15 protein-coding genes are annotated in these 18,069 nt (G+C 61.8%); 11 read left to right on the top strand and 4 right to left on the bottom strand.

Annotated features, from left to right (window positions below; genetic code table 11):
* Positions 1-53: 53 nt before the first annotated feature.
* Positions 54-1,127: a 2,3-butanediol dehydrogenase gene (locus VSX56_RS11640; protein ID WP_339115453.1), complete on the bottom strand. Its 1,074-nt coding sequence runs from the start codon at positions 1,125-1,127 to the stop codon at positions 54-56.
* A 261-nt stretch (positions 1,128-1,388) separates the two neighbouring features.
* Between VSX56_RS11640 and VSX56_RS11635 the strand changes: the two genes are divergently transcribed.
* The 6 genes from VSX56_RS11635 to VSX56_RS11610 all read left to right on the top strand — a co-directional run bounded on the left by VSX56_RS11635 (position 1,389) and on the right by VSX56_RS11610 (position 8,758).
* Positions 1,389-3,254 (top strand): sigma-54-dependent Fis family transcriptional regulator, encoded by a 1,866-nt coding sequence (locus tag VSX56_RS11635; RefSeq protein ID WP_350937252.1) that lies wholly within the window; start codon positions 1,389-1,391, stop codon positions 3,252-3,254.
* Positions 3,255-3,318: 64 nt separating this feature from the next.
* Positions 3,319-4,176 carry an asparaginase domain-containing protein gene (locus VSX56_RS11630; RefSeq protein WP_350937250.1) on the top strand — a complete coding sequence of 286 codons (858 nt, stop codon included), beginning with the start codon at positions 3,319-3,321 and terminating at the stop codon, positions 4,174-4,176.
* Between the two features lie 340 nt (positions 4,177-4,516).
* Entirely contained in the window at positions 4,517-5,062 is a 546-nt protein-coding gene (locus VSX56_RS11625) for a sugar dehydrogenase complex small subunit (protein ID WP_350937248.1), read from the top strand.
* A gap of 45 nt (positions 5,063-5,107) precedes the next feature.
* On the top strand, positions 5,108-6,697 hold the full coding sequence (locus VSX56_RS11620) for a GMC family oxidoreductase (protein WP_350937246.1): 1,590 nt from the start codon (positions 5,108-5,110) through the stop codon (positions 6,695-6,697).
* 1 nt (position 6,698) lies between these two features.
* Positions 6,699-8,132: a c-type cytochrome gene (locus tag VSX56_RS11615; RefSeq protein ID WP_350937244.1), complete on the top strand. Its 1,434-nt coding sequence runs from the start codon at positions 6,699-6,701 to the stop codon at positions 8,130-8,132.
* Positions 8,133-8,275: 143 nt separating this feature from the next.
* The gene (locus tag VSX56_RS11610; RefSeq protein WP_339115459.1) at positions 8,276-8,758 is read left to right on the top strand and encodes a GlcG/HbpS family heme-binding protein; all 483 of its coding nucleotides are present in this window, start codon (positions 8,276-8,278) and stop codon (positions 8,756-8,758) included.
* A 53-nt stretch (positions 8,759-8,811) separates the two neighbouring features.
* Here VSX56_RS11610 and VSX56_RS11605 read toward each other — a convergent pair whose 3' ends face one another.
* The 3 genes from VSX56_RS11605 to VSX56_RS11595 form a co-directional block, all read right to left on the bottom strand.
* Positions 8,812-10,104, bottom strand: a complete 1,293-nt coding sequence (locus VSX56_RS11605; RefSeq protein WP_339115460.1) for an HlyD family type I secretion periplasmic adaptor subunit — start codon at positions 10,102-10,104, stop codon at positions 8,812-8,814.
* A gap of 1 nt (position 10,105) precedes the next feature.
* The gene (locus VSX56_RS11600; RefSeq protein WP_350937241.1) at positions 10,106-11,839 is read right to left on the bottom strand and encodes a type I secretion system permease/ATPase; all 1,734 of its coding nucleotides are present in this window, start codon (positions 11,837-11,839) and stop codon (positions 10,106-10,108) included.
* Positions 11,840-11,969: 130 nt separating this feature from the next.
* Positions 11,970-12,836: a MurR/RpiR family transcriptional regulator gene (locus VSX56_RS11595; RefSeq protein ID WP_349294976.1), complete on the bottom strand. Its 867-nt coding sequence runs from the start codon at positions 12,834-12,836 to the stop codon at positions 11,970-11,972.
* A 104-nt stretch (positions 12,837-12,940) separates the two neighbouring features.
* Here VSX56_RS11595 and VSX56_RS11590 point away from each other — a divergent pair, with 104 nt between their 5' ends.
* The 5 genes from VSX56_RS11590 to VSX56_RS11570 all read left to right on the top strand — a co-directional run bounded on the left by VSX56_RS11590 (position 12,941) and on the right by VSX56_RS11570 (position 17,956).
* Positions 12,941-13,966 (top strand): ABC transporter substrate-binding protein, encoded by a 1,026-nt coding sequence (locus VSX56_RS11590; protein ID WP_350937237.1) that lies wholly within the window; start codon positions 12,941-12,943, stop codon positions 13,964-13,966.
* 92 nt (positions 13,967-14,058) lie between these two features.
* Positions 14,059-15,120, top strand: a complete 1,062-nt coding sequence (locus VSX56_RS11585; protein WP_350937235.1) for an ABC transporter ATP-binding protein — start codon at positions 14,059-14,061, stop codon at positions 15,118-15,120.
* Positions 15,117-16,001: an ABC transporter permease gene (locus VSX56_RS11580; RefSeq protein ID WP_350937233.1), complete on the top strand. Its 885-nt coding sequence runs from the start codon at positions 15,117-15,119 to the stop codon at positions 15,999-16,001. The genes VSX56_RS11585 and VSX56_RS11580 overlap by 4 nt, the downstream gene beginning before the upstream one ends.
* Positions 15,998-16,810 (top strand): ABC transporter permease, encoded by an 813-nt coding sequence (locus VSX56_RS11575; RefSeq protein ID WP_350937231.1) that lies wholly within the window; start codon positions 15,998-16,000, stop codon positions 16,808-16,810. The genes VSX56_RS11580 and VSX56_RS11575 overlap by 4 nt, the downstream gene beginning before the upstream one ends.
* A 3-nt stretch (positions 16,811-16,813) precedes the next feature.
* Positions 16,814-17,956, top strand: a complete 1,143-nt coding sequence (locus tag VSX56_RS11570) for a DmpA family aminopeptidase (protein WP_350937229.1) — start codon at positions 16,814-16,816, stop codon at positions 17,954-17,956.
* The last annotated feature ends 113 nt before the right edge of the window (positions 17,957-18,069 follow it).

Here is an 18,069-nt window from a genome sequence, read left to right as displayed (position 1 = left end):
AGCATCGGCGCGCGGGGCCTCCTCAAACCCCTGATGCGCGCCGATGCGGGATTTTATGCCTCCAGATCGATCAGGATCTTGAGGTGGTTGCCCGCCGGATCAAGCAGCGCGTCAAAGCCTTCCTTGACCGCATCGTCGAGCTTGATCTTCTTGGTGACAATCTTGGCCGCAGGGACCGCGCCGGTGGCGATCAGGTCGATGACCTTGGGCCAGTAATAGGTGGGATAGGCCCATGCGCCGCGCACATCGACATCCTTGAAGGTCACGTCATGCCAATGCAGCTTGCTGTCCTTGGTATGGAGCCCCACCTGAACGATGGTGCCTTGCTTGCGCACCGCCTGCAGGCCGGTGTTGAGAGCGGCCTCGTTACCAGAGGCCTCAATCACCTTGTCGCAGCCCACGCCACCCTCGGTCGCCTCGCGGATGCGGGCCACGACATCATCCTTCATCGGGTTCAGCGTGATCACCTCGGGCAGGATATCGCGGGCCATTTTCAGGCGCGTCTCGTTGACATCCGACAGGAAAACCTTGGTTGCGCCGTAAGCTTTGGCGGCCAGAAGCGCCAGCATCCCGATCGGGCCTGCGCCGGTAATCAGCACGCTATCGCCTGCAGTGATCTCGCCACGCTCTGCGGCATAGACGGCCACGGCGGTGGGTTCCACAAGGGCTGCTTCCTCATCCGACATGCTGTCGGGGATCTTGACCGCATTATAGTCGTTGATCACGCAGCCTTCGGCAAAGCCGCCGCCATTCCAGCTCAGGCCGACAAGCGCCAGATCTTCGGACAGGTGGAACAGCCCGCGATCCGAGAAGTAATCGCCCGAGCGCGGCATGACCAGCGGCTGGCACGAGATCCGGTCGCCCACTTTCACATGGGTCACGCCTTCGCCCACAGCCGTGACGGTGCCGCCGAATTCGTGGCCCAGAACCTGCGGCAGGACCGCCTTGGTGAAGGGATGGGGCTCGGAGGGCACGAAAATCGGCCCTGCCACATATTCATGCAGGTCGGTGCCGCAGATACCGGCGAAACGATTCTTCACCGCCACTTGGCCGGGGCCGGGTTTGGCGATCTCTTCGATATTCTCTACACGCAGGTCTTTGGCCGCGTGAAACCGTAGCGCTTTCATTGACGCTTCTCCTTAACTTTTACGTCTCCCATGATGCGCCACTGGCTGCGACAAAATAGCTCAGCTTATGTTAAGCTGTCTTTTCAGGGGGTTATTGCGGCAACCTGTTGCAGGCCCCGCGGCAGCTGTTGCATCTCTGCGCAACAGTTACGCTGCATTGCCGCACAAATGCTGCGCCATGCAGACGACCCCGTTCCCTGATAGGCAGATGTGGACTAGGCTTTGCTCTGCCACAGGGCGCGGCAGGGGGATGGGGGACGTATGCACAGGATCAGGGAGCATATCCGCGAAATCGAGGCCGTCTCGCACGGGGCCGCCATCGGACGCGATCCGGCGATTGCCGCCAGCTGGCGCCGCTGCCTGAGCGAGCACAAGCTCGACCCCGCCCGCCGCTCCGAGGCCTATATCGTGCCAAACCGTGTGCTGCGCCAGCATCGCGAGCGCTCGGGCGATCTGATCTCCATCGCGCGCTCGGGGATCGAAGATCTCTACAAGCTGGTGGCGGGTCAGGACTATGTTCTGCTTCTGGCCGATGCGGCCGGTGTCACGGTCGAGTTTCTGGGGCAGGAGAACCGCCGCGCGGACCTGCAGCAATCGGGGCTCTATCTGGGCGCCGAATGGTCCGAGGCACGGGCGGGGACCTGTGCGCTCGGGGCCTGTATCATGGGCGGCGAGCCGATCATCGTGCATCAGAGCGACCATTTCGATAGCACCCATACCGGTCTCAGCTGCACGGCTGCGCCGATCCATGATCTCTCGGGGCGGCTGAGCGCGGTGCTCGACATCTCGCTGCTGTCCTCACCGCGGGCGCGGGTCAGCCAGTCGCTGGCGCTCAATCTGGTCAAACAGACGGCGCGGCGGATAGAGATGGCCAATATCATGGCAGAGAGCCGCCGCGATTGGGTCTTGCGGCTGGGCACCAGCGCCGAGTTTCTGGATACCGATCCCGAGGCGGCGCTGCGTCTGGATGCGGCAGGCCGTGTGACCGGCATGACGCATGGCGCGGCGCGGATGATCGCGCAGGCTCTCGGGCAGGACTGGCGCAGGCCGGATCTGCTGCTGGGACGTCCGATCTCGGAGATCCTGCATCTGGACCCCACGCGGATCGAGGAGCTGACCCGCCACACCCCCGCCCGCGAGCGGATCGTCGAAACCCGCGACGGCCACCGCCTCTTTGCCCATGCGATCGAGCCGCGCCGCGAGCCTGCCCGACATTCCCGCCCCGCGCGGCCCATGCCGCAATCGCTCAGAGCCCTTGTGCGCGACGATCCGGCGATGACCCGCGTGATCGCGCGGGCCAGCGAGCTGGCCTTCGCGCAGGGGCCTGTCCTGCTAACGGGGCCGCAGGGGGCGGGCAAACGCCATCTGGCGCGGGCGATCTGCGAGGCGGGACAGGTGGCGAAATTCATTCCTCTGCGCTGTGGCGAGTTTCTGGCCGAGGAGGAGCCCGCGATTTTCGGGCGCGAGACGCGGCAGGGTTTTGAGCCAGGGCTGATCGAGGAGGCGCAAGGGGGCGCGCTCTATCTCGACCGGCTGGAGGAATTGCCGCCCAAAGCGCAGGCGCGGCTGGTATCGCTGGTGGCGGAGGGGCAATGGCGTCCGGTCGGGGCGGTGAGGCCCCGCAAGGCACGGATGCGGATTTTCGCCTCGCTTGGGATGCCCGCAGAGGAGGCCTTCGCCAAGGGGCTGTTGCGCCGCGATCTATATTTTTACTTGCACCAGAATACATTGGCGCTCCCTGCGGTGAGGGACCGGCGCGATCTGGTCTGGTTGGCGGAAATGGCGCTCTCCGAGGCAATGCGCCAGCCCGTCACGCTGGCTCCCGATGCTGCACGATGGGTCACGCAGCAGCCATGGTCGGGCAATATGTCGGAACTGCGCGATTTTGCCCGCCAGACAACGGTGGATCTGTCGCGGCGCGGGCTGGAGCAGAGGCTGTGTCTTGACTGTGCCGATCTGGCGCTGCCCCTCCCCGAAGCCGCTCCGGCGGAGGAAAGCCACGCCGCCTTGCTGGCCCATATCTTGCGCCAGACGGGGGGTAATATCTCCGAGGCGGCCAGCAGGCTCGGGGTGAACCGCTCCACGATCCACCGCCAGATGCACCGATACGGGCTGGTGCGACGTTAAACATGGTTGTCAAAAGCCGGTCCATTTGCCAGATGCACCGGAGGCCACGCGAACGGAGACCCACATGACTAACCTGCGTCTGATCGACACCGGCGGCACGATCGGTATGGTGCCCTCAGAGCAGGGGCTCGTGCCGGGTGAGGGGGTGGTCGAGACCTATCTGCGCGCGATCCTGCCCGAAGGCGTGACGCTGGATGTGGTGACCTTCGACCCGCTGATCGACAGCGCCAATATCATGCCCTCCGACTGGAACCGGCTGGCCGATCTGGTCGAGGCCCATGACGGGCCGGTGCTGATTACCCATGGCACCGATACGCTGGGCTATACGGCGGCGGCGCTCTCGCAGGTGATCGCGCCCGAGCGCTCGGTCGTGCTCTGCGCCGCGATGCAGCCTCTGGGTCAGAAAGCGGATGCCGAGGACAGCCTGCGGGTCGCGATGGGGCATCTGGTCACCGGCGCCGCTGGCGTGACGGTGGCGGTGAATGGCGCCATCCTTGCGGGCGCAGGCGTGACAAAGACTGACAGCCATGCGCCCCAAGCTTTCATTTCGGTCCCGCAGGCGGCCGCGCGCGTGGGCGATCAGGGTAAGCGGTTCCGCGAGGATGTGGATATCGGCGTTCTCACGCTCGCCCCCGGTCTATCGGCAAAGGCGCTTGCGGCGCAGCTGGGATGTTTCGACGCGGTTGTCTTGCGGATCTATGGTGCGGGGACCTTCCCCGAGCGCGCGGATCTGGTTCAGGCCGTGGCCGATGCCACGGCGCGAGGCATGCCCATCCGTGTGGTCAGCCAATGCCTGACGGGCGGTCTGGCTCCGGGACTCTATGCCGCCGGAGCGCAGTTCTGGCAAAGCGGCTGCACCAGCGGCGGGACCGAGACGGTCGAGCTGGCGCTTGTGCGGCTGTCGCTGGATCTCGCCCACTGACTTTCCAGTGAAATCATTGTGATTTCGACTCTCGAGAGGCGCATCAGATGGCGTATATGCTGCTGAGGCGAAAGCATCATCCTGATGCGATATACACGCCAAAGATGTATTCCCGATTTTGATGATCACGAAGCGGTAGCAGCTTTGCTCAAATCGTTGCCGAACTTGTGATACATCAGTAATTTCGAGTAATTAACTCGGTTATAATAGCCATGCTTAGATGTATTGCGGATTTATATTCGCAGGCTAAGTGTCGCGCATAATCGGCTCGGTATACGGCGGTATTCCGCCGCTCGATCCGAAGGGATTCGTCCCACGCAACATTTTTGGAGCCCTAGTCATGGATTATTTCATCAAAGCGGGAGGCGCCGCGACGCGCCAGACTGCTGGCGTGATGTCTCGGCGCAAGTTTCTTGGTACGACCGCAGCGCTTTTGGCTGTGACCCCCGTTGCCAGCCGCGCCTTTGCAAAGACCGCACCCGCGCAGACCGATGTCGCCAATCTGGCCAGCCTGCTGACCGGCAAGGACGTAAATGCCGCACTTGCCATGCGCGCGCAGGCCGCCCTCACCGAGAACAACCCCGACTTCCCCGCGAATATGGACGCGTTGCAGGAATTCGTGGCGCAAAGCGGTGCGACCGATATCGAAGCGTTGAAAGATATGCCCGGTTTCGAGGGCAGCATCCGCCAGACCGCACAGGACATGATCTCGGCGCTCTATCTCGGCTATGTCGGCACGCCCAAGGGGCAGAGCGCCGTGGATGACGTGAAATTCGTGACTTTTACCGAGGCCCTCACATTCCAGCTGACCCATGATTACACGCCGATCCCGAGCTATTCGCGCTGGGGCACGGATTATTGGGTCGAGCTTCCGAAGACCAACTGAGCCACCGCTCACCCACGTCTTCAAATCTAATAAGGAATTCCCATTTTGGCTCAAGAATACGATGCAGATGTGATCGTGGTCGGCTCGGGGGCGGTTGGTTCCAACGTCGCCAACGAGCTCGTCGATCAAGGCAAATCGGTGATCATCCTCGAGGCGGGCCCGTCGGTGCCGCGCTGGAAGATCCTCATGAATTTCCGCAATTCGGGGCGTCATTACGACCATAACGACCCCTATCCGAACAACCCTTGGGCGCCGACGAGCTACCAGCCGGGTTATCTGGAAAACTCGGGCAGTTTCAACATGATGCCCGGTATGCTCAAGCTGGTGGGCGGCACCACTTGGCACTGGGGCGGCGCGACATGGCGCTATGTTCCCAATGATTTCAAGCTGAACTCGCTTTATGGCAAGGGCCGCGACTGGCCGATCAGCTATGACGATCTCGAACCCTATTACACCCGCGCCGAATACCAGCTGGGGATTGCGGGCTCGGATACCGAGGATCAGTCGGGTAACCATGCAGGCGAGGCCTTCCCGCCGCGTTCCAAGCCCTATCCGATCGATAACGAGAAATATTCCTATAACGCGCAGGTCCTGAACGACCGTCTGGTGGAGGCTGGCTACAAGACCTGCCACGAGCCGACCGTGCGGATCCATAAGCCCTGGGATGGCCGTCCGGCCTGTCAGGGCAATAATAACTGCGATCAGGTCTGCCCGATCGGCACGCTTTATAACGGCTCGATCCATGCCGACCGCGCCACCAGGAAGGGCGCGAAACTGATCACCGAAGCGGTGGTCCACAAGATCGAGACCGGCGAGGGCGGCAAGGTCACCGCCGTGCGCTACCTGACCCCCGAGGGTGAGGAGCACCGCCTGACCGCAAAGGCCTTCGTGCTGGCCGCCCATAGTTTCGAGACCGCCAAGCTGATGATGATGAACGATATCGGCAACTCTTCCGATATGGTGGGTCGTAACCTGATGGACCATATCGGGATCTCGATGGAATTCCTTGCCAAGGATACCATGTGGTCCGGCCGTGGTCCGGTGCAGCAGGCCACCATCATGAACTGGCGCGATGGCGATTTCCGGTCCGAGCATTCGGCCAATAAATCGGCGCTCGCCAATGGCAACCCGCAGATCGGTCTGGCCGATGCCGCCATCAAGGCGGGCCTGATGGGCAAGGAACTGGACGAGCGCATCATGGATCAGTCCTCGCGCTATATGTATGTCTATTCCTTCTTCGAGATGCTGCCCGATCCGGCCAACCGCATCCAACCGAACCCGAACTGGAAAGACAGCATCGGCCTGCCGGGGATCAAGATCCATTTCGACGTTGATGATTATGTGAAAGCGGGGGCCGTGAAGGCGCGCGAGATGTATCACGACATCAATAACAAGATGGGCGGAGAAATCCTGCGTATCAACGGCTTCGAGAACCACGACCACCTGATGGGCACGATGATCATGGGGGATGATGCGAAAAACTCGGTCGTCAACCATGAGGGCCGCAGCCACGATCACGAGAACCTCTTTATTGCCTCCGTCGGGATCATTCCGGCTGCAGGCGTTGTCAACCCGACGCTGACCGCGGTGGCCCTTGGCATCCGTTCGGCCGATATCATCGCGAAGGAGGTCTGAGATGTTGCATGCTCGCTTGAAAGCCGGCCTTGCAGGAGCGCTGCTGCTCGGGGCTTTTGCCGCTCCCGCGCTTGCGCAGGACGATCTGGTGGCACGGGGCGAATATCTGGCGAAGGCTGGCGACTGCACGGCCTGCCACACCACCAAAGGCGGTGAGGCCATGGCCGGTGGCTATGTCTTCAAAATGCCGATGGGGACGATCATCTCCTCCAATATCACGCCCTCCAAGACCAACGGTATCGGCAACTGGACCGAGGAACAGTTCGCGCGTGCCTTGCGTGAGGGGGTCAGCGCCGATGGTCGTAGGCTTTATCCGGCGATGCCCTACACGTCCTATTCGAATATCACCGATGACGACATGAAGGCGCTTTATGCCTATTTCCAACAGGCTGTGAAGCCGGTGGACGCCGATCCTGTCCGCAAGACGGAGCTGGATTTCCCCTTCAACCTGCCGGGCGAGATGGCGGCATGGGATCTGCTTTATGCCAATGGCAAACCCTTCACCCCCGATCCGAAGCTGAATGACCAGCAGAACCGCGGGAAATATCTGGTGGATGGTCTGGCGCATTGCTCGACCTGCCACACGCCGCGCAACTCGATGATGGCCGAAGAGAGCGACAAGTTCCTTTCGGGCGCCGTGGTCGATGGCTGGATGGCCTCCAATATCACGCCCGACGAGAATAGCGGTATCGGTGGCTGGTCCGAGGACGAGATCGCGACCTATCTGAAAACCGGTCATGTCGAAGGCAAGGCGCAGGCCGGTGGCCCGATGGCGGATGCGGTGGAGCATAGCTTCCAGCATCTGACCGATGAGGATACCCATGCAATCGCGGCCTATCTGAAAACGATCCCCGCGATTGCGACCTCGAAAACGGCGCAGCCCGCCTATTCCTATGGCAAGGTCTCGCCGGTTGACTGGACGCAATACGAGCCGGGTGAGGGGGCGTCCGATACCAAGGATTACACCGATACCAGCACCACCGATGGTCCGCTTCTGTATAACGTGAACTGCGCGGCCTGCCACGGCATCAATGGCGAAGGCAGCGATGACGGGCATTTCTCCTCGCTGACCCATAACACCGCCGTCGGTGCCGAGACGCCCGATAACCTCGTGATGGCGATTGTTGACGGGATCCACCGCGAGAGTGCTGATGGCAATGCCGTCATGCCCGCCTTCGCGCCCGAAACGCAGGTGATCCATACGGGTCTCGATAACGACCAGATCGCCGCGGTCAGCAACTTTGTTACGGCGCAGTTCGGCCGTGGCGATGCGGGCCTGACGGGTTCCAAGGTTGCATCGATCCGTGCCGGTGCACCGTTGCCCTTCCTGCTGAAGAATGCGGCGGCTCTGGCGATTATCGGCTTTGTCATTGGGGCACTGGTGATCATCGCGCTGATTTTCTGGGCGGTCAAACGCAGCCGTAAAACGGCCTGACCGCAAAGTCCGGTGTCCGCCTCCAACGGCATCCTGCCGTGCGCATGGTTTTGCGCGCGGCGTTCACGACCGTTACAGACAGCTGCCTGTGACGGTCAAACCTCCCCACGGGTCTGCCCGTGACAAGAAGTAGGATTTTGATTATGAAGATGTTCGCACTCAGCCTGGCCTTTGCCGCCGCCGCTGCCACTCAGGCAGGCGCGGTCACCATGCAGCCGGTTCTCGAAGACGCAGATGTTGCGAAAATCGTGGCCGCGGCCAAGAAAGGCATGGAAGATCGCGATGTCAAAGGCTGCATCGCAATCTCCAATGCCGAGGGCTCGTTGATCTATTTCGAACGTGAGCAGGGCGCCTATACCAACTGCAATTCTTCCGCGCTGGTCAAAGCCCATACGGCATCGATGTTCCAGACCGATACCGATACGTTCATGAATATGCTCAATAAGGACGGCGTGACCAACCTTCTGGCCGTGCCGGATCTGGCACCGATGCCGGGTGGCTCACCCATCAAAGTCGATGGTGTCGTGGTTGGTGGCGTTGGGGTCAGCACGCCTGATGGCAATCTGGATATCCCGATTGCGAAAGCGGCTGCGGGGGCTCTGGAAGAGACCAAAGCGGCGAATTAAGTCGGTCCTCGGCCGACCGGAAGTCCGGGCTGTAAGGCCCGGACTTCTATATTTCAGTCCTCGCGCAGAGCATAGGCCATATAATCGGCGAGGGGCTTTACCAGAACCGATGCGGGCGAGCGCGCGCCGGTGCGGATAAAGGCCTCGAGCGGCATGCCGGGTTGCAAAGGCAGATCCCCTAACTCCGTTTGCGCCTCCTCCGTCAGTTCCAGTTCGGCCGTATAATAAGTCGCCTGCGTGGCCGGATCGGTGATCGTATCGGGCGAGACCGTGCGCAGCGTCGCGGCAAAGCTTGGCGTGGTGCGACTGTTGAAATTGGGGAAGCGGACCATCGCCAGCTGCCCGGCATGAATGCGGTCGATCTGGACCGGATCGATACGCACGGTAAAGATCAGTGGCACGTCTTGTGGCACGATGGAAACGACTTCTTGGCCGGGGGTGATGACGCCCCCGACGGTATGTATTTTCAGCCCCAGAACGCGACCCGACATCGGCGCGCGTAGAACGAGACGGCTCAGCCGGGTCTCGACCACGCCCAGTTGTTCCCGGATCTCCAGTTCGCGCGGCTGTTCGGCGCGCAGCGCATCCTGACTTTCCTCGCGACGCGAGGCTTGCGTGCGCAATCCCTCGATCTCGAACCCTGCAATAGAGCTGCGGGCTTCGGCAATCGAGGCCTCTAGCTGACCGATATTGCCCTGCAATTCCGCCTCCTGCCGGTAGAGCGCCGAGACACGGCTGGCCTGCGTCAGCCCCCGATCGAGCAGGCTCGCCTGATCGGCCAGTTCCTGCCGGATCAGATTCAGCTGACGCTCGCCCGCCTGCACCTGCCGCTGATAGCCACCGATGAGGGCCTGGGTCTGTTTCTTGCGCTCGACGAGTTGTTCAAGGGTGCGGGCCTGTGTGTCGCGCCGCGATTCGAAGAGCGCGATCTCCGAGCGCAACAGCCGGTCGGTCTGCGGATCGCGTGCGGCCTCCTCTAGGAGAACCGGATCGAAGCTGATCTGGGCGAAATCGGCGACCTCCGCCTGCAACCGGTTGATGCGGGCGAGCGTTTCGGTGAGGTTGGCCTGAAGCAGGCTGCGTTGGGCCAGCAATTCGGCCTCATCCAGACGCAAAAGCGGCGCATTGGCCTCGACCGTCTGGCCGTCGCGCACCAGGATTTCGGACACGAGGCCGCCATCGGGATGTTGCAGGGTCTGGCGCCGTGCCTCGACCTCGACGCGACCCTGTGTAACCACGGCCCCATCGATCTCGGTCGCAACCGCCCAGGCCATGAAGCCGCCACAGCCGAGGGCGAGCACCGTCAGACCGGCGATGACAGGCATGCGGGTGGAATAGCGGCTCATCTCAATTCTCTCCTACGGCACGGGGGCGGGTGAAATTGCCCGCATTCTTCACATGTGTCCGCAGAACCTCGTCGCGTGGGCCGAAGGCGCGGATCTGGCCCTTGTCGAGCAGCATCACCTTGTTGCAATGCGCCAGTGCCGAGGGGCGGTGCGACATGACCAGCGTGATCTGTCCCAGTTTGCGGGCCATGGCGATGGACTGGTTGAGCGCCTTGGTGCCCGCGTCATCAAGGCTGGAATTGGGCTCGTCGAGCACCAGAAGGATCGGATCGCCAAAGAGCGCACGCGCCAGCCCGATACGCTGGCGCTGACCGCCCGAGAGTTCGGGGGCGCCATCGCTCAGTTGCGTGTCATAGCCTTGGGGCAGGGACAGGATCAGCTCATGGGCGGCAGCCGTCTGCGCCGCACGGACCACGTCTTCCGGATTCGCCCCTTCGGTAAACCGCGCGATATTCTCCGACACAGTGCCCGCAAACAGCATCACTTCCTGAGGCAGGTAACCAAGAAGCCGTCCGAGACCCTCGCGGTCGAACTGTCCGAGTGTTGCCCCGCCAAGCCGGATCTCGCCATGAAGTGGAGGCCAGAGCCCGACAAGCGCCCGCGCCAATGTCGATTTTCCGGAGGCAGACACACCGATCACTGCAATCGCATCGCCCGCACTGGCCTCGAAGCTCAGCTGGTGCAGGGTGGGGGTGCGGGTGCCCGGCGGCGCGACGAGGATCTCGCTCACGCTCAAGGCCACGGCAGGGCGCGGCAGCGCCATGGGTGCCGGTTTCTCGGGGGTCTCCTCGAGCAGTTTTGTCAGGGATTTTCGCGCCATCCACGCATTCTGGATGGCCGACCACTGACCCACCGTCTGTTCGACCGGCGCCAGCGCGCGGCCCAGCAGCACGGAGCCCGCGATCATTGCGCCCGCCGTCAGCATACCTTGCAGCACCAGCCATGCGCCCAGTGCCAGTATGGCCGATTGTATGAACATCCGGAAGGCTTTGGTGGCTTGTGTAAAGCCGCCGCTGCGGTCGGCGGCTTGCATGGCGTGATGCAGTGCACGCGCGCGCGCGTCTTGCCAGCGGGCCATAAGCTCGTTGCTCATTCCCAATCCGCGCAGGGTTTCGATGCCGGTCCGCATGGTAGTGCTGCGCATTTCGGCTTCGGCTGCGGCGCGATTGGCCTCGCCATGGGCGGCATGGGTCAGGCGCTGATTGAGCACCGCGAGCGTAAAGACGACGAGCGAAGAGGCGATCGCGAACCATCCCATCAGGGGATGGAAGAGGAAGAGCAGCGCCACGAAAAGCGGCGTGAACGGCAGATCGAACACCGCACCAAGCGCGGAGGAGCCGAAGAGCGCGTTGATCCGGCTGAGTTCGGCGGCGCCGGTGGCGGGTGTGCCGCGCAACCCGCCCGAAGCGGTGCGGTCCATGGTGGCGCGCATGATCCGGCTGTCGAGCCGTTCCACAAGTTGCGCGCCGATCCGGGACAGAATGCGACCGCGGAAATAATCGAGGAGCCCCATCATCGTGAACAGGAAGCCCACGATCAGGAACAGCACCAGCAATGTCGAGGTGGAGCGCGACCCGATCACCCTGTCATAGACTTGCAGCATGAAGAGTGGTCCGGTCAGCAAAAGCAGGTTGATGGCCACCGAGAAAATCCCGACGACCCATAAGGCGGAGCGCGCCGGACCGAAGATGTCGTGCAGCTCGTTCGAATGCCGCCCAGAGGATGGTTTTGCCATAACAGCGCCCTTGCCTACCCATGTATTTATCGGGACCGATGCTAGGGAGCGTCTGTTAAGGATCTCTTCTGTCGCGTGGATAATCAGCCTGATCGGTAAAATGCGCTGTATTTTAACCCTGAACGCGGCGCTAGAACAGCTTCAGCCGGTGCGACATCCGCTTCCATGCCTGCATCCGTCCGGCGACATCCGCCCCTCCCGCCTCGGCGGTGGCATGGACCAGAAGGCTCGCCGCCGCATGCAGCCCGAGCGTGGATTCCAGAAACAGCCCCGTTTTCGAGGGCGCATTGATCACCGCATCGGCTAGTCCCTGTGCCCAATGGCAGTATTCATCGGTGATCAGAACCACGCCCGCCCCCCGATCCTTGGCAATCCGCGCGATCATTTCGGCCTCGGCAGCATAGGGGATTACATCGAACATCATCAGACAGCTTCCGGCCTCCGGAACCGGCGCGATCCATTCCGACAGCATCGAGTCATGTCCCGAGAGAAACCGGACATTGTCGCGCGCCAGAGCCAGCCTGCGGGCGCAATCCTCGGCCAGACCGCGGATGGTCTGGAAACCGGTCACATAGACCTCTCCCGATCCCGCAAGAAGATCGCGCGCCTGCGTGAAAGCGGGGGTCTCCATCTGGTCATAGACCATCTGCACCCCGTGCATCTCGACGGTCAGCTGCTCCTGCCAGTCGCGCGAGAGTTCTGTCTTCTTGCGGCCCATCACCTCGCCACTGACCGAATAGCGCTGGCGCAACAGCGCCTTGAACTCTTTCATCCCCGCGCAATCGAACCGGCGCAGCATCCGCCCCACGGTAATTTCGGCAACGCCGGCCTTGGAGGCGATGGATTGCCCCGTCTCGAGGGGAATCGAGGCGAGGTTCAGGAGGATATATTGTGCAACTTTTGCTTCCTGTTTGGGCAGATCGGCCATGCCTGCTTCAATTTTGCGCGCCAACTCGTCGAGAGGGGCATCGGAAAAGGAGGAAAACCCGATTGGCATGGAGAACCTCTGCATGACAGAAAACTAACGTTTGACGAAAATGACAGTAAACAACCACCCTGAGAGCACAAGAAAAACACGTCATGCCTGACGGGGAGAAATGAATGACGATGAAATATCTTGCGCTCGGGGCCGTGCTTGCCCTGACCCCGCTGGGCGCGCAGGCCGAAGGGAAACTCGCGCTCTATAACTGGGGCGATTACATTAATCCGGCGGTTCTGGAGAAATTCACCGAAGAGACGGGGATCGAGGTCAGCCTCGATACCTATGGCTCGAACGAGGAGATGCTGGCCAAAATCCAGGCGGGGGCTACGGGCTATGACATCGTCTTCCCCTCGGTCCATATGCAGGACATCATGTCCCACCTGGATCTTCTGGCCGAGACCGATATCAACGAGGATCCCGCCTTCGCCAATATCGATCCGCAATTCCTGCGCGCCAAGACCGACCCCGAGGGCAAATTCTGCCTGCCCTATGCCTTTGGCAATGTGGGCATCGTCTATAACAAGGCGCTGGCAGGCGATATCACCGGCTGGAAGGATTTCTTCGCGCTCGGCGATGCGGGCAAGAAGATCATCATGCTCGACGATCTGCGTGAGGTGATCGGTGTCGGTCACATCATGAACGGCACCTCGGTCAACTCCACCGACGAGGCCGAGGTCGAGAAAGCCGCCGATTATATTATTGCGCATAAGAAGGGCATTTCGGCCTTCTCCTATGACTCGATCCCGCTGGTCACCTCGGGCGATGTGGCGGCAGCCCAATGGTATGTGGGGGCGAATATCTTCGTGAACGAGCATCCCGACACGCTGGGCTATATCATCCCCGAAGAAGGCGCGACCATGTATCAGGAAGATATCTGCGTGCTGAAAACGGCGCCCAATTTCGACAATGCCGTGAAATTCCTGAAATTCTACCTCAAGCCCGAGATTGCCGCGCTCAATGTCGAGCAGCAGATGAACGGCACGCCCAACACACCGGCACAGGCGCTGATCCCCAAGGAGATCGCCGATAACAAGACCATCTACCCGCCGCAGGACGTCCTGGACAAACTCCAGATCTTCGAGGATCTGGGGCGCGACCTGCAGCTGTATAATAGTGAGTGGACGCGGATCAAAACCGCACAGTAACGAGTGACGGGGGAGGCCCTTCGGGGCCTCCCCCACCCCCTAATACCTGACGGCCCCTTTTTGTTTTTACGGGCCGGAAAGACTGGACGACCATGGCTGCACCTCTGGAAATCTTCAACGCCAGCAAGAGCTTCCGCACACCCGAAGGCGGCACGCTGATCGCGCTTGACAAGGTGTCTCTCAAACTCGCCTCGGCCGAATTTGTCACGCTTCTGGGTCCCTCGGGCTGTGGCAAGACCACGCTTTTGCGGATGGTCTCGGGCTTCGAGAGCCTTGATGCGGGCGATATCCTGATCGATGGCACCGCGATGACGGACTGGCCCGCCTATCAGCGCCCCGTCAATACCGTGTTCCAGAAATACGCGCTGTTCGAGCATATGTCGGTGGGCCGAAATGTTGGCTATGCGCTGGAAATCGCAGGTGAAAACCGCGCCACGATCAAGAGGCGTGTGGGCGAGATGCTTGATCTGGTAGGCCTTTCGGGGCTGGAGAAACGGTCGATCTCGCAGCTGTCGGGCGGCCAACAGCAGCGGGTGGCTCTGGCGCGGGCCTTGGCGGGCAAGCCCAAGCTGCTTTTGCTCGACGAGCCGCTCTCGGCGCTTGACAAGAACTTGCGCCAGAAGATGCAGCAGGAGCTGAAATCGATCCAGCGCGAGCTGGGGATCGGGTTCATCTTTGTCACCCATGATCAGGAAGAGGCGCTGTCCATGTCCGACCGGATCGCCGTTCTGGCAGGCGGGCAGATCCAGCAGCTGGGCACGCCTGCCGCACTCTACCGCCGCCCCGAGAACCTCTTCACCGCGCGCTTCCTTGGCGAGAGCAACCTGATGCCCGTGCGTATCGCGGGCGGGCAAGCGGAGCTGGCGGATGGCCAGCGCTTTGCCAGCCCGCATAAAGGGGCCGAGGCAACCGCCATGCTGCGCCCCGAGGCGCTGCATCTGACCCCGCCCGAGGGCCCGCATCTGACCTTCGATGGCATTGTGACCGCGGAGGCCTATACCGGCAAGGATCGCCAGATCACGCTGGAGACCGCGTCTTTCGGCCCGCTGCACGCACTCCTGCGCGCGGGCGGTTGGGTGCCCGAACAGGGCGCCACCATCCGGCTTTATGCTTCTCTGGGCGATCTGCATCTGATCGATGAGGTGGCGCGATGAAACTGGCCCTGCGCAAGCGTGTCCAGCTTTTCGGGCTCCTGTCGGTGCCCACCGCCTTCCTGCTGTTTTTCTTCTTCTGTCCGCTCGTCATCATGCTCGTCTACAGTTTCCTGATGCCCGGTCTTTATGGCGGGGTGGAATGGAGCTTCTTCCATCTCAATTACGGGCGCATCCTCGGCTGGGCCGATACGAAATACGAGAAATTCGACCCCGTCTATCTGCAGATCTTCGCCCGCTCGCTGGAACTGGCGGCGCTGACGGTGCTCTCGACACTGGTTGTCAGTTATCCGGCGGCGTTCTGGATCTCGCGAATGCGCCCCACCACGCGCAATCTGGCGATGTTTCTGGTCACGCTGCCGTTTTTCGTCAGCCTGATCGTGCGACTCTTTGCATGGGTGCTGATCCTGCGACCTACCGGATTTCTCAATCAGGGCATGATGGCACTGGGGCTGATCGATGCGCCCCTCGAGCTGCTCTATACCGATTTCGCGGTGATCCTTGGCATGACCTATGTGTTCATCCCCTTCATGTTTCTGCCGCTTTACGGTGCGCTTGAACGGCTGGACCCCGCCCAGATCGAGGCTTCTGCCGATCTGGGGGCCACGCGCCTGCAAACCTTCCGCAAGGTGATCCTGCCTGCCACATTCCCCGGGATATTGGGCGGGGCGATCCTTGTCTTCATCCCTGCCTTGGGCAATTTCATCGTGCCCTCGGTTCTGGGCGGCGCGAAGGTCGTGATGATCGGCAACCTGATCGAGCAGCAGTTCCTGTCGGCACGCAACTGGCCTTTCGGCTCGGCGCTGGCAATGCTGGTGATGGCCGCCGTGCTGGTGCTTTTGGTCGTGCAGTTACGGCTTGGCCGTAGGGAGGGCCGCGCATGAAACGCCCCTATCTGACGCTTTACGGCATCGCCTTCTTCGTCTTCATCTATGCGCCGATCCTGCTGGTCGTGGTGTTTTCCTTCAACGCCAATCCGGTCAATATGATGATCTGGAGCGGCTTCACGCTTGACTGGTATCGCGAGCTTTTCGGCATCAAGACCGCGCTCTCGGACAGCTCCACCTATATCGACAGCACCGACCAGCTCTACGCCTCGATCCGCACCTCGCTGATCGTCGCTTTCTCGACCTCCGTGATCTCGACCGTCTTCGGCACGGCGCTTGCGCTGGCGGTGGCGCGCTACCGGTTCCGGCTGGCGGGGTTCTACCGGATGCTGATGATGGTGCCGATGGTTATGCCCGATATCGTGCTGGGCATCGCGCTTCTGATCTTCTTCATCATTATCGGGATCAATCTCTCGGTCGTGACGATCATCCTTGGCCAGTGCACCTTCCTGATCTCCTACGTCTTCGTGACCGTCTCGGCGCGGCTTGCGCAATATGATCCGGCCATCGAGGAGGCCTCGGCCGATCTGGGCGCCACCCCCGCCCAGACCTTCCGCAAGGTGACCTTGCCGGCCATTGCGCCCGGTGTGATGGGCGGCGGGCTTCTGGCCTTCATCATCTCGATGGATGATCTGGTGATCACCTATTTCATCGCCGGCACCGGTAATACCACCCTGCCGATCCATATCTGGGGCATGCTGCGGCGCGGGATCAAACCCGAGATCAACGCCATCGCGACCCTGATGCTCCTGTTCACGGTGATCGTGGCGGGCATCGGCCTCTATATCCGCTCCCGAAAGACCTGACCCATGACTGACAAGAAACGCGCCCGCGATCTCGGGATCGCCCTTGGGGGAGAGACCGGCCCGCTCAATGCTATTACCGATGTGGCAGGGGTCGAGGTGGGGACGATGGAGCTCCTTTCGTCGCGCGATCCGTCGCTGGCCACGCGCGGCATTCCGGTGCAGACCGGCGTTACCGCGATCCTGCCCCGCGGGCGGGATGCGCAGCCGAAACCGGTCTGGGCGGGGCAGTTCAGCCTCAATGGCAATGGCGAGATGACGGGCGCGCATTGGGTGCGCGATGGCGGCTGGCTTTGCGGGCCGATCCTGATCACCAATTCCCATGCGGTGGGTGCGGCCCATCAGGCCGCGACCCGCTGGATGATCGAGACCTATGCCGATATTTGGGAAAACAACCATCTCTGGGCGCTGCCGGTGGTGGGCGAGACCTATGACGGTATTCTTAACGATATCAACGGGATGCACGTCACCGAAGCGCATGCCCGTCAGGCAATCGATGCCGCCCGCACGGGCCCTGTGGCCGAGGGCAATACCGGCGGCGGGGCAGGGATGATCTGCTACGAGTTCAAGGGCGGCACCGGCACCTCGTCGCGGCGGATCACGCTGGATGGGCAGAGCTTTACATTGGGCGCATTGGTGCAGGCCAATCACGGGCTGCGACCATGGCTGACGGTCGCGGGCCAGAAGGTGGGGGGACAGTTCTCCGAACACCGTATCCCCGGAATGAAGGCCGAGCGGGGCTCCATCATCGTGGTGCTGGCCACCGATATTCCGCTGCAATCGGGGCAGCTTGAGCGCATCGCGCGGCGGGCGTCGATTGGCATCGGGCGCGGCGGCACCCCGGGGGGTAACAATTCCGGCGATATTTTCCTTGCCTTCTCGACCGCTAACGAGATGGATCTGCCGCAGCTCTCGGGCCCGTGGCGGCAGATGGTGAGCCTCAATGACGAGCTCCTCGATCCGGTCTATCTGGCCGCGGTAGAGGCGGTGGAGGAGGCGGTGCTCAACGCGATGCTGGCCGCCGAGGATGTGGCGATTGCCCGCCCTGAAGGGGGCGGCACCTGCAAGGCCATCGATCCCGAGGCTCTTATGGCGGCGTTACGGGCGAGCGATCTATGCCCGGACGCGCCTGAGCGGGTTGCCATGTGACTGATCCTGCAGTCTTTTCGACGGATTTCTGTTTGCGGGGGGCGCGACCGATGATCTGGCGCCGAGATTTTGGAACGAGAGAGAGACCGGATGCGGGAGGGCCTGTTCATCAG

Origin of the sequence: Thioclava kandeliae, from assembly GCF_040297545.1 — a bacterium.
GTDB lineage: Bacteria > Pseudomonadota > Alphaproteobacteria > Rhodobacterales > Rhodobacteraceae > Thioclava > Thioclava kandeliae.
Note: the sequence above shows the minus strand (reverse complement) of the source record. Positions and strands in the feature narration are given on the sequence as shown.